Source organism: Streptomyces hokutonensis (assembly GCF_000376565.1).
GTDB lineage: Bacteria > Actinomycetota > Actinomycetes > Streptomycetales > Streptomycetaceae > Streptomyces > Streptomyces hokutonensis.
Genome location: NZ_BARG01000024.1, coordinates 15,276 through 26,590, shown reverse-complemented (window position 1 = coordinate 26,590; position 11,315 = coordinate 15,276). Strand labels below are relative to the sequence as shown.

The 11,315-nt window shown below is 69.2% G+C and carries 11 protein-coding genes; 5 read left to right on the top strand and 6 right to left on the bottom strand.

The features are described 5' to 3' along the window. Positions 1–24: 24 nt before the first annotated feature. From SSP08S_RS12085 to SSP08S_RS12070, 4 genes are all read right to left on the bottom strand, one after another. Complete coding sequence (locus tag SSP08S_RS12085; RefSeq protein WP_019067855.1) at positions 25–495, bottom strand: DUF1003 domain-containing protein; 471 nt, start codon at positions 493–495, stop codon at positions 25–27. A gap of 35 nt (positions 496–530) precedes the next feature. Beyond that, complete coding sequence (locus SSP08S_RS12080; RefSeq protein ID WP_019067854.1) at positions 531–917, bottom strand: PPOX class F420-dependent oxidoreductase; 387 nt, start codon at positions 915–917, stop codon at positions 531–533. A 10-nt stretch (positions 918–927) separates the two neighbouring features. Continuing rightward, complete coding sequence (locus SSP08S_RS12075) at positions 928–1,686, bottom strand: type 1 glutamine amidotransferase domain-containing protein (RefSeq protein ID WP_019067853.1); 759 nt, start codon at positions 1,684–1,686, stop codon at positions 928–930. 589 nt (positions 1,687–2,275) lie between these two features. Continuing rightward, a complete protein-coding gene (locus SSP08S_RS12070; protein ID WP_019067852.1) occupies positions 2,276–3,454 on the bottom strand; it encodes a MalY/PatB family protein in 1,179 nt (392 codons plus the stop codon). 222 nt (positions 3,455–3,676) lie between these two features. On the opposite strand from SSP08S_RS12070, the gene SSP08S_RS12065 reads away from it, so the two are divergent. After that, on the top strand, positions 3,677–5,047 hold the full coding sequence (locus SSP08S_RS12065; protein WP_043259400.1) for a S1 family peptidase: 1,371 nt from the start codon (positions 3,677–3,679) through the stop codon (positions 5,045–5,047). Between the two features lie 138 nt (positions 5,048–5,185). Here SSP08S_RS12065 and SSP08S_RS12060 read toward each other — a convergent pair whose 3' ends face one another. Together SSP08S_RS12060 and SSP08S_RS12055 are read right to left on the bottom strand one after the other, a co-directional pair. After that, on the bottom strand, positions 5,186–5,371 hold the full coding sequence (locus tag SSP08S_RS12060) for a hypothetical protein (protein WP_019067850.1): 186 nt from the start codon (positions 5,369–5,371) through the stop codon (positions 5,186–5,188). 100 nt (positions 5,372–5,471) lie between these two features. Further along, positions 5,472–6,632, bottom strand: a complete 1,161-nt coding sequence (locus SSP08S_RS12055) for an ROK family transcriptional regulator (protein WP_019067849.1) — start codon at positions 6,630–6,632, stop codon at positions 5,472–5,474. 170 nt (positions 6,633–6,802) lie between these two features. Between SSP08S_RS12055 and SSP08S_RS12050 the strand changes: the two genes are divergently transcribed. Genes SSP08S_RS12050 through SSP08S_RS12035 form a run of 4 tightly spaced genes read left to right on the top strand, consistent with a single transcriptional unit; the run spans position 6,803 to position 11,301 of the window. Beyond that, positions 6,803–7,720 (top strand): carbohydrate ABC transporter permease, encoded by a 918-nt coding sequence (locus tag SSP08S_RS12050; protein WP_019067848.1) that lies wholly within the window; start codon positions 6,803–6,805, stop codon positions 7,718–7,720. A 15-nt stretch (positions 7,721–7,735) separates the two neighbouring features. Then, positions 7,736–8,689 carry a carbohydrate ABC transporter permease gene (locus tag SSP08S_RS12045; protein WP_019067847.1) on the top strand — a complete coding sequence of 318 codons (954 nt, stop codon included), beginning with the start codon at positions 7,736–7,738 and terminating at the stop codon, positions 8,687–8,689. Between the two features lie 10 nt (positions 8,690–8,699). Then, positions 8,700–10,043, top strand: coding sequence for an ABC transporter substrate-binding protein (locus tag SSP08S_RS12040; protein ID WP_026178412.1), 1,344 nt, complete (start codon positions 8,700–8,702; stop codon positions 10,041–10,043). 58 nt (positions 10,044–10,101) lie between these two features. Further along, a complete protein-coding gene (locus SSP08S_RS12035; RefSeq protein ID WP_019067845.1) occupies positions 10,102–11,301 on the top strand; it encodes a Gfo/Idh/MocA family protein in 1,200 nt (399 codons plus the stop codon). The last annotated feature ends 14 nt before the right edge of the window (positions 11,302–11,315 follow it).

Below are 11,315 nucleotides of genomic sequence, written 5' to 3'. Positions count from 1 at the left end.
GCGGCCCCTTCGCCGTGCGGTGGGTCAACTCGGCTGTTTCGTCCCGCCGTTCATCTTGGCGCGGTTCTCGGTGAGGAGTTCCTGGACGCGTTGTTCGATCTCGCGCGGGTCCAGGCCCAGGGCGGCTCCGATGTGGGCCGACCACACCTCGGAGCGGAGGTTGGTCTCGAAGTCGAGGTCGGCGCGGACGTTCTCGCGGGCCGCCTGCCGGTTCTGGCTCACCATGACGAAGGTCGACAGGAAGATGGCCTCCAGGCTGACGATCATCGTGAGCAGTCCGTACGGGTACGGGTCGAAGATCCCGGCGTGCCCGAGGAGCCCTTCGTTGAGGGCGATCCAGACGGCGAACCACAGGGCGTGCAGATAGACGAAGAGCATGGTGCCGGCGAAGGCGGTGATGGCGTCGGCGACTCGGTCCTGGGTGCTGCGCATCCGGGCGAAGACGATCCGCTCCTGCCGCAGCCGCAGGTCGGCCGGGTTCAGCGCGGGGTCCACGGGCGCTCCCTGGGTTCGGTGTGCAAGGTTCGTCCTCAGACTTTGAGGGTGACGCGGATGCCGACGGTGCCGTCGAGACCGCGCCGCAGCCTGCTGCCGAGGAGCGTGAGACGGCCGGTGAGCCCGTACTTGCGCTTGATGAGGGCGCGGTAGTGGGCGGTGGTCTCGGCGTCGGTGAGTTCGGCGGTGCCGGGGACCTGGTCGCCGGTCGGGTTGCCGCGCAGGTCGCAGGGGCCAACGAGGACATCGCCGCGGGCCCGGATGCGCTTCACCTTCCAGGAGTCGGCGACCGTCCACACCCCGAGGGTGTCGCCGTCGCGCACCACCCACACCGGGGTGGGGACCGGGGAGCCGTTCTTGCGGTAACTGGTGATCAGCAGGTACTGGCCTGCGCCGAGCCGGTCCAGCGGGGTCTCGTCCATGGTCGGCAGTCTAAGCACCCGAGGGTGCCCGCAGGAGATCGAGATACCGGCGGGCGAAAAGGTATGCGTCTCCAGGCCAGCGCGCCGACAAATAGCTGCCGTCCTGTACGACGAACGCGTGCGTGTCGTCGCTCGCGGTGCCGCGCCGGGTGAGCTCCCTGGGACCGCGTTCGAACTGCGTGCCCGGGTCGTCGAGGGCGGCCCGCACCTCGTCCTCCACGTAGGCCGGGTAGGTGCGGTAGTAGCGGCCGAGACGCCAGGCGGTGGTCAAGTAGGCGGTACGTTCCATGTACTTGGGCAGGCAGGTCGTACGGCGGCCGGCGAGCACGCTGCTGCCGGTGCCCGGGTCCTCGGTGCGGGCCAGCACGAGCACGCCGTGGCAGATCGCGCCGACCGGGCGGCCGAGGGACCAGAACTCCCCCACTTTCGCCCGCAGTTGGGCCGAGCCGAGGTACTGGCGCATACCGGGTGCGTGGCCGCCCGGCAGCAGCAGCCCGTCGAAGCCGGTCACGTCCACGTCCGCCCAGGCGACCGTGGCGCCGAACTCCGGTGCCTCGGTGAGCTGTTGGTAGAACCGCTTGGGTTCGTCCTCGGCGCCGAGCTGCCCGAACAGCACTCCGGTGAGCAGTCGAGGGTCCGCGGCGGGCCGCGTCCCGGCCCGCTCGGTGGCGAGCACGACCTCGTGCCCCGCGTCGGTGAGCAGCCGCCAGGGCACGGCGACCTCGGTGACGTCGAAGTCACGGTCGGGGACCGGCATCAGCACACGCATGGGCTCATCATGGCAGCCGGGTCGGGTGTTCATGACAGCACGACGTGGCGGCAACGGCGTGCCAGCGCTGTCCGCCGTACGACTTGGCGGGGTCGGTCGAGTGCCACCGCCACCCTCCGCGCGGCTCGGCAGGCTCAGCCGAGTGCCACCGCCACCCGGCGCACGACTCGGCAGGCTCAGTCGAATGCCGCCGCCATCCTCCGCACGGCTCGGCAGGCTCAGCCGAATGCCACCGCCATCCTCCGCACGGCTCGCCGGGGTCAGCCCAGCGCCGCCCCCAGCCGCCGCACGGCTCGGCAGGCGCAGCCCAGCGCACCGCAATCCTCCGCACGGCTCGACAAGCTCACCCCAACACCACCGCCACCCCCGCACAGCTCGACAAGCTCACCCCAGCGCCGCCGCCATCCTCCACACGGCTCGCCGGCGTCAGCCCAGCGCCACCGCAACCCGCCGCACAGCCCGGCAAGCTCAGCCCAACACCACCACCCACCGCACAGCTCGACAAGCTCACCCCAACACCACCGCCACCCCCGCACGGCTCGGCAGGCTCAGCCCAGCGCGCCGCCATCCTCCGCACGGCTCGACAAGCTCACCCCAGCGCCGCCGCCATCCTCCGCACCGCCTCCCTGATCACCTCCGGGGACGTCGCGAGGTTGAGCCGTACGTATCCCGTGCCGCCCGTGCCGAAGTCGATGCCGGGGCTCAGCGCGACCCTGCCCCGGTCGAGGAAGACCCGCGCCGGATCGTCACCGAGGCCGAGTTCACGGCAGTCGAGCCAGGCGAGGTAGGTGGCCTCGCCGGGTCGGTACCCCACGGTGGGCAGGTGCTCGGCCAGCAGAGCGGTCAGCAGTCGGCGGTTGTCGTCGAGGCCGGTCAGCAGGGCGTCCAGCCAGGCGGTGCCGTCGCGCAGGGCGGCGGTGTGGGCGATGACGCCGACGTGGCTCGGGCCGTGGCCGACCTCTTCGGGCATGCGGTCCAGGTCGGCGGCGGACGCGGGTCCCGCGACGGCGAGGGCGGCCTTGAGGCCGGCCAGGTTCCAGGCCTTCGACGCCGACATCAGCGACAGGCCGCTCGCCGCGCCCGGGACGCTCAGATAGGGCACAAACGCGGCGCCCACCGCGACGACCGGTGCGTGGATCTCGTCGGCCACGACCCGCACGCCGTAACGATCGGCGAGGGCGGCGACGGCAGCCAGTTCGGCGGCGGTGTGCACAGTGCCGGTCGGGTTGTGCGGGCTGCACAACAGATACGCGGCCCGCCGCCCGCCCTCGACCGCGCGCCGGAACGCGTCCTCCAGGGCGCCGAGGTCGATGCGCAGGTCCGCGCCCAGCGGCGCTTCCACCACCTGCCGGTCCATATGGGTCACGAACTGGAAGAACGGCGGATACACGGGCGGGTTCAGCACCACCGGATCACCCGGCCCGGTGACCAGCCGGAGCATCTCGACGACGCCCAGCATGACGTCCGGCACGATACGGGTGCGTGCCACGGCGAGCCCGTCCCACCCCCACCGCTTCTCCGCGAACGCGGCGAGCGCCTCCGCGTAGGCCGTACCGGCGGGATAGCCGGTGTCCCCGAGGGCGAGCGCGTCCGTGACCGCGCGGACCACGGCGTCGGCGAGCGGCACGTCCATCTCGGCCACCCACACCGGCAGCACGTCCTCGGGATAGGTGCGCCATTTCATGCTGGTACGACATCGGAGGCGGTCGAGGGTGAGCGCGCGCAGGGGATTCGGTTCACCGGCCGCGGCCTGCGGGTTGCTGGTCATGGGGCTCAAGATAGGGGGGCCACGCCCCGTGGGCGACGGGCCGCGCCGGGCGCCGCCGAGGCCAACTCGGCCGTCCGGAGCGCCTGTTGTGGCCGGCGGCTGAACCCGATCTTCCAGACGGTGAACGGGACGGTGCCGGGCCACGTATGGAGGAAGGGCACCTCAACGACCGGAGGGCCCCGCGGTGTTCGGCACCGCACGTTCGGGGTTCGGGAGCCAGGCATGAGGCACGCACGACGACGGGTCGTCCGACGAGTGACACGGTTGACGGCTGTCGGCGGACTCCTGCTGGGAGGTGCCATGGTCACCCAGGCGGCCATGGCGAGTGACACCCCGGCCAGGGACGCCGCCACGCTCAGCGCGCCGCAGACGCCCGCGGACAAGGGTTCCGCCCTGGTGGCGAAGCTCGGTTCGGCCCGTACGGCGGGCAGTTGGGTCGACTCCGGCGGCCGTACGGTCGTCGCGGTGACCGACAAGGCGACGGCGGCCGAGGTGACGAAGGCGGGCGCCGAGGCGAAGGTCGTGCCGTACAGCATGAACCAGCTGAAGTCGGCCGCCACCACGCTGAGTTCGGCGCCCAAGATCGCGGGCACCGCGTGGGCGATGGACTACCGGAACAACAAGGTGCTCGTGGAGGGCGACAGCAGTGTCTCCGCCACCAGCTGGGCCGCGATGACGAAGGTCGCGAAGAGCATCGGCGCCTCGGTGGAGATGCAGCGCACGCAGGGCAAGTTCACCACCCGGATCAACGGGGCGCAGCCGATCCTGTCGACCGGCGGCCGTTGCTCGGCGGGCTACAACGTGACGAACGGCCAGACCGACTTCATCCTCACGGCCGGGCACTGCGGCCCGGTCGGCTCGATCTGGTTCGCCGACAACCAGGGTGACCAGCAGTTGGGCAAGACGGTCTCCGACAACTTCCCCGGCAGCGACTTCTCCCTGGTGCAGTACGCGAGCGGTTCGGCGGGCGAGGGCGCGGACGTGGTCGCGATCGGCAACGGCAGCGGGGTGACGATCACCGGCCTGGCCGACGCGGCCGTGGGCGAGAAGGTGTTCCGCAGCGGCAGCACCAGCGGGCTGCACGACGGCGAGGTGACCGCGCTCGACGCGACGGTGAACTATCCCGAGGGCACGGTGACCGGTCTCGTCCAGACCACGGTGTGTGCCGAACCGGGCGACAGCGGCGGCCCGTTGTTCTCCAACGGCATCGCGCTGGGAGTGACCTCGGGCGGCAGCGGTGACTGCACGGCGGGCGGTACGACGTTCTTCCAGCCGCTGACCAAGGCGCTGGCCGCGCTCAACGTCAAGCTGCTGGTGGCACCGAAGACGGCCGCCTCGCCCGCGCCGTCCGCCTCGGCGGCAGGCAGCGCGGCGGCGGGCACCGGTTCGGTCACGCCCGGGACGTCGGCGCCGGCGACGAACACCACGGCGGGCACGACGACCCTGGCGTCCAGGCTCACGGACCCGAAGAACGTGGGCCCGGGTCTGCTGGTGATCGCGGGAAGTCTGATCGCTCTGGTGGCGACGCGCTGGATCCGCGCGGAGCAGGACCGCAAGGCCTTCCAGCGGCACTATTCGGCGATGTGGGGCTGATCACGCGGGGAGTTCCTCGCGGGTGATCGCGGGGGTTGTCGGGTCGGGTCGACGGGGGCTCGACCGGCTGGACCGAGGGTCACGAGGAAGGCCGGGCGACGGGATCCGAACGACTTCTGCGCGCCGGCCGGGCGGCTCTCAGGCCGCCGTGGCCGGCTGAGGAGCCGCGGTGGCCCACTCCATCACCAGCCGCCGGTACTCCTCGCGCTGTTCGACGCTCAGTGTCCCGCCCGATCGGAGCCACAGGGCTCTGATCTCCTCGTTGACCTCGGCTGCCGATCGCTCGGTGGCTGATTCAACACGGGTGGACATGGTGTGAAGCATACGTCGCCGTAGGTGAAGGCGATGTGAGTAATCACGAGCCAATCGGACATATCGGACCGTGTTACTGATCACGTCCATCTGTCAAGCCCCGTAACGCATTTCACACCTCTGCCACACCCAGCACCAGCACCTGGATCGCCAACACCGCGGCCCCGCGCGCCCAGTCGTGGAAGTCGGAGACCTTGGTCTCCACGTCGAGCGGCGCCGCCAGCGGGTGCCGGTGGGCGCGCAGTGTGTCCTCCACCATGGCCTCGGCCACGTCCATCAGGCCGACGCCCTCACCGGCGAGCAGGATCTTCTGCGGCAGCACGAAGTTGGCGATCTGGGCGACCAACACACCCAGCGCGCGGGCCGCTTCGCCGATCACCCGGGCGGACATGGGCTCACCGGCCGCGGCTCCGGCGAGGATCTCCTCGTACGAGAGGTCCTGCCCGGTGGCGGCCTGGACCTGGTAGCGGATGCTGGGGATGGTCAACAGCGAGACGGCGCTGCCGCGTTCACCGGTCGGCGTGAGCGGGCCGTTGGGGTTGAGGATCCAGTGGCGTCCGAAGCCGCGGTCCTCCTCGGCGTAGGGCACCCGCCTGCCGCCCAGGACCAGGCCGTAGCCGACGCCCGCGCCGATGGTGAGGACGACGAAGCGGTCGAGGCCGCGCCCGGCGCCGAACCAGGTCTCGGCCTCGACGAACGCGGCCACGTCGTTCTCCACGACGACCGGCAACCCGGTGCGCTCCTCGACCAGTTCGGCCAGCGGGACGTCGTTCCAGTGCAGGAAGGCCGACTCCCCCACCACGGCACGGTCCCGGACGAGACCGCCGACGCCGATGCCTATGCCCGTGAGGGTGGGGAACCGCGCGGTGAGTTCGCCGGTCATCCCGGCGAGCAGGTCGGCGACTTCGGCCGGGTCGTGGGTGGTGAGCGGTCGGTCGAGGCGGGCGACGATCTCGCTCCTGAGGGTGGTGACGACGCCGTAGACCATGTCCTCGGTGACCTTGAACCCGAGGAAGGTGCGGGATTCGGCGACCACGTCGAGGGGTTGCGAGGGGCGGCCCTGGCGGACCTCGGCCGGGCCGCCGCCGTCGGGGACCTCGACCAGCAGGCCGGACTCGATGAGCGGCTTGGTGAGGCGGGTGAGGCTGCCCGCCGAGAGGTCGAGCCGGCGCGCGATGTCGGTGCGCGACAGCGGACCGTGGACGAGCACCTCGATCGCCACGGAGCGTTCGCCGGGGCTCAGCGGCTGCCAGCTGGCGGCACGTGTGGTCATGGGCGTCAGACTCCCACAAGCAAGATATTTTCGCTCTAGAACTAATCAAGCCACTCTATGACCGAAATCCCGCACAGAAAAGATGTGTGCACAGCTATTGACGCCACGATTCTTTCGCGTCAAAAGTAAGTCACCCGAGGACGAGCCGTCGCAGACGAAGGAGTCTCCAGATGACCACCGCCTCAAGCAGCCCCCCGTTGCGCCCACCGCGGGCCCGTGAAGGCGGGGGCGACGGACGGCTGGCGGCGGTCTTCATCGCCCCGGCCCTGCTGGGCTTCCTGGTCTTCCTGCTCTGGCCGACCCTGCGGGGCATCTACCTGAGCTTCACCCGCTTCAACCTGCTGACGCCGGCGAAGTGGGTGGGCCTCGACAACTACGACCGGATGGTCCACGACCCCATCTTCTGGTCGTCGCTGCGAGTCACCGTCGAGTACGTGGTCATCAACATCGGCATCCAGACGGTGTCGGCCCTCGCCATCGCGGTCCTGCTCCAACGGCTCACCCAGTCCGCCCTGTTGCGCGGGATCGTGCTGACGCCGTATCTGATGTCGAACGTCGTCGCCGGCATCGTCTGGCTGTGGATCCTCGACACCCAGCTCGGCATCGGCAACCAGATCATCGGGGGACTCGGCTTCGACCACATCCCCTTCCTCGCCGACAAGACCTGGGCGATCCCGACGATCGCCCTGATCAACGTGTGGCGGCACGTCGGCTACACCGCGCTGCTGCTGTTCGCCGGGCTCCAGGCCATCCCGAACGACATGTACGAGGCGGCGAAGGTGGACGGCGCGAGCGAGTGGCGCATGTTCTGGCGGATCACGATGCCGCTGCTGCGGCCGGTCCTCGCGGTCGTGCTGATCATGACGGTGATCGGTTCGTTCCAGGTGTTCGACACGGTCGCAGTGACCACCGCGGGCGGCCCGGCGAACGCGACCAACGTCCTCCAGTACTACATCTACGGCTCCGCCTTCGGCCGCTTCCAGTTCGGCTACGCCTCGGCGATGTCCGTGGCCCTGCTGATCGTGCTGAGCGCGATCACGTTCCTCCAGTACCGGATCACCCGCGCCGGCCAGACCGACCTCGGCTGACCGGAAGGAGACGACATGGCCACCCTGACCACCACGCCCAACGTGCCCAACACACCCACGACGACACAGCAGGCGACCGTACGGCCGCCCCGGCGCCGGATCTCCGTCGGCAAGGTCGCCGCATGGACGGCGATGGCCGCGATCATGCTGATCACTCTGCTGCCCTTCTTCTGGATCCTGCGCACCGCGCTCTCCACGAACACCGGGCTCGCCGCCCATCCCTCCGACCCGCTGCCGGTCGACTTCACCACCGGCGGTTTCGAACGAGCACTGGGCCTCCAATCGACCAAGGAGGCGATCGCACAAGGCGGTTCGGGCGGTGGGCTGACGTTCTGGCGCTATCTGCTCAACTCGGTGATCGTCTCGACCCTGGTCACCGTCTGCCAGGTGTTCTTTTCCGCGATGGCCGCCTACGCCTTCGCCCGGCTGCGCTGGCGAGGCCGGGAGCGGATGTTCGGGCTGTTCCTGGCCGGGCTGATGGTGCCGGCCATCTTCACCCTGCTGCCGAACTTCGTGCTCATCAAGCAACTCGGGCTCGTGGACACCTTGTTGGGGATCGCGCTGCCGACGATGTTCATGACGCCGTTCGCGGTCTTCTTCCTCAAGCAGTTCTTCATGAACATCCCGCGCGAGGTCGAGGAGGCCGCCCTGCTCGACGGCGCGGGCAAGGTCCGCGTCTTCTTCCGTGTGCTGCTGCCGATGGCGTCCACTCCGATCCTGACGCTGGGCGTGCTGACGTACATCACGTCCTGGAACGACTACTTCTGGCCGTTGATGGTGTCCTACAGCGACAGTTCCCGCGTGCTGTCGGTGGCGCTGGCGATCTTCCGCTCACAGACCCCGCAGACCGGCTACGACTGGTCGGGCCTGATGGCGGCGACCCTGATCGCCGCGCTCCCGATGCTGGTGCTGTTCTCGGTGTTCGCGCGCCGCATCGTCAGCTCCATCAGCTTCACCGGAATCAAGTAAGGGGCAGGACATGCGATTTCGTACGGTCATGGCATTGACCGGGGCGCTCGCGCTGTCCCTGACGGCGGGCTGCGCGAAGGGCGACTCCGTGGGGTCGGCCTCGAACACTGTGACGTACTGGCTGTGGGACTCCAACCAGCTCCCCGCCTACCAGGCCTGCGCGAAGGGCTTCGAGCAGCAGAACCCCGGACTCAAGGTGAAGATCACGCAGTTGGGCTGGGGCGACTACTGGACCAAGCTCACCGCGAGCTTCATCGCGGGCACCCAGCCGGACGTGTTCACCGACCACATCCAGAAGTTCGGCCAGTTCGCCGACCTGAAGGTGCTGGAGCCGCTGGACGACCTCGGCATCACTGACGCCGCCTACCAACCCGGGCTCGCCGCCAACTGGGTGGGCCAGGACGGCCATCGCTACGGCGCCCCGAAGGACTGGGACACGGTCGCCCTCTTCTACAACCAGAAGATGGCCGAGTCGGCGGGCCTGAGCGCGGACCAGCTCAACAGCCTTTCCTGGAACCCGACGGACGGCGGCACCTTCGAGAAGGCCATCGCCCACCTCACCGTCGACAAGAACGGCAAGCGCGGTGACGAGCCGGGCTTCGACAGGAAGCACGTCAAGACGTACGGCCTCGCCAGCGGCGGTGCGGGCGACGCCGACGGCCAGACGACATGGAGTCCCTTCACCGGCTCGGCGGGCTGGAACTACACCGACAAGAAGCGCTGGGGCACCGAGTACCAGTACGACAGCAAGACCTTCCAGTCCGTGATCAAGTGGTACTTCGGGCTGGCCAAGAAGGGCTATCTCGCGCCGTACACGGACTTCAGCGACGGCGCCAACCCGGCCAACGCGCAGATCGCCTCGGGCAAGGCGGCGACCTCCTTCGACGGGGCGTGGATGATCTCGACGTACTACGCGGCGAAGGGCGTCAAGGTCGGTACGGCGTTCACGCCGGCCGGTCCGAGCGGTGAGCGGGCGACCATGATGAACGGTCTCGCCGACTCGATCACCAAGAAGGCGCACAACAAACCTGGCGCGGAGAAGTGGGTCAAGTACCTCTCCTCCGACGAATGCCAGAAAACGGTCGGCAGTTACGGAATCGTGTTCCCTGCGACCCCCGACGGCACGGACACCGCCGTCGCCGCCTACAAGAAGAAGGGCATCGATGTCACGGCCTTCACCAGGCCGGTCGCCGACAAGAAGGACTTCACGACCTTCTCCTATCCGATCACCAACTACGCGGCGGACGTGTACGCGTTGATGCACCCCGCCATGCAGGACGTCTACGCCAACGACGCACCCGTCAGCGGCCTGGGCAAGACGAACAAGCAGATCAACTTCATCCTCGGTCAGTGACGCGTCGGTCGACGACCGGCGCGCCAGCGACATCCTCGTCAGAGAAGGACACGCACCTATGACGTTCTCCCTCGGCATCGTCGGAGCAGGCCAGTTCTCGGGCCAGTTCGCCAGACTGTTCCAGGCCCACCCGGGCGTGAGCGAGGTCTATGTGACCGACCTCCTGCCGGAGCGGGCGGAGCAACTGGCCGCCGAACAAGGGCTGGCGGGCACCTTCCCCTCCTACGAGGCCATGCTGGAGTCGAATGCCGTCGACGCCGTCGCGATCTTCACCCAGCGCTGGACGCACGGCCCCCTGGTCCTCCAGGGGCTCGGCGCGGGCAAGCACGTGTACTCCGCGGTCCCCATGGCGATCAGCACGGAGGAGATCGCGGCGATCATCGACGCGGTCAAGGCGACCGGACTGACGTACATGATGGGCGAGACGAGCCAGTACAACCCGGCGACCGTGCACGCCCGCAACCAGATCGCGGAGGGCGCCTTCGGGCGGATCTTCTACGCCGAGGGCGACTACGTCCACGACATGGATCTGGGGTTCTACGAGGCGTACCAGTACAGCGGCGGCGACAACTGGAAGGCCACCGCCAGCTATCCGCCCCTGCTGTACCCGACGCACTCGGTCGGCGGGGTGCTCGGCGCCTGGCAGACGCACGCGGTGAGCGTGTCCGCGATCGGGGTGGTCGACGAGCGCGGGGACGGGGTCTTCGACCGGGAGGTCAGCCAGTTCGGCAACGACTTCTCCAACGCGACCGCGCTGTTCGAGGTGGCGGGCGGCGGTTCGTTCCGTACGAACGAGTTCCGGCGCGTGGGTTATCCCTCGCAGATCCGGGAGTCGCGTTTCCGGTTCTTCGGCACGGACGCGAGCATGGAGCAGCTCGCGACGGTGGCGTTCTGGCAGGACAAGAAGGGGGTGAAGGACATCAGCGAGCTGCTGGAACCCAAGCCCACCATGTCTCCTGACGATCCGTCACTCCAGCACATCGCGCCGGACCTCCGGGCCGCCTTCACCTCGGGCTCGGCGCCGGTGCACGACCGGTCGCGGCTGCCGCGGGAGTTCGACAACCTGCACAACGGCCACGAGGGCAGTCACCACTTCCTGGCGGACGACTTCGTGACTGCGGTCAACTCCCGCACCCTGCCGTCCGTGAACGCGTGGGTCGCGGCCCGCTACACCCTGCCGGGCATCGTCGCGCACGACTCGGCACGGCAGGGCGGGGCGAGGCTGGAGATCCCGGACTTCGGGGACGCGCCCGAGTAACGGGCCTGATACGC

Excerpts from the sequence above, each read along its gene's own strand:
- SSP08S_RS12080 (WP_019067854.1), bottom strand. The coding sequence starts at position 917 with ATGGACGAGACCCCGCTGGACCGGCTCGGCGCAGGCCAGTACCTGCTG.
- SSP08S_RS12075 (WP_019067853.1), bottom strand. The coding sequence starts at position 1,686 with ATGCGTGTGCTGATGCCGGTCCCCGACCGTGACTTCGACGTCACCGAG.
- SSP08S_RS12070 (WP_019067852.1), bottom strand. The coding sequence starts at position 3,454 with ATGACCAGCAACCCGCAGGCCGCGGCCGGTGAACCGAATCCCCTGCGC.
- SSP08S_RS12065 (WP_043259400.1), top strand. The coding sequence starts at position 3,677 with ATGAGGCACGCACGACGACGGGTCGTCCGACGAGTGACACGGTTGACG.
- SSP08S_RS12060 (WP_019067850.1), bottom strand. The coding sequence starts at position 5,371 with ATGCTTCACACCATGTCCACCCGTGTTGAATCAGCCACCGAGCGATCG.
- SSP08S_RS12055 (WP_019067849.1), bottom strand. The coding sequence starts at position 6,632 with ATGACCACACGTGCCGCCAGCTGGCAGCCGCTGAGCCCCGGCGAACGC.
- SSP08S_RS12050 (WP_019067848.1), top strand. The coding sequence starts at position 6,803 with ATGACCACCGCCTCAAGCAGCCCCCCGTTGCGCCCACCGCGGGCCCGT.
- SSP08S_RS12045 (WP_019067847.1), top strand. The coding sequence starts at position 7,736 with ATGGCCACCCTGACCACCACGCCCAACGTGCCCAACACACCCACGACG.
- SSP08S_RS12040 (WP_026178412.1), top strand. The coding sequence starts at position 8,700 with ATGCGATTTCGTACGGTCATGGCATTGACCGGGGCGCTCGCGCTGTCC.
- SSP08S_RS12035 (WP_019067845.1), top strand. The coding sequence starts at position 10,102 with ATGACGTTCTCCCTCGGCATCGTCGGAGCAGGCCAGTTCTCGGGCCAG.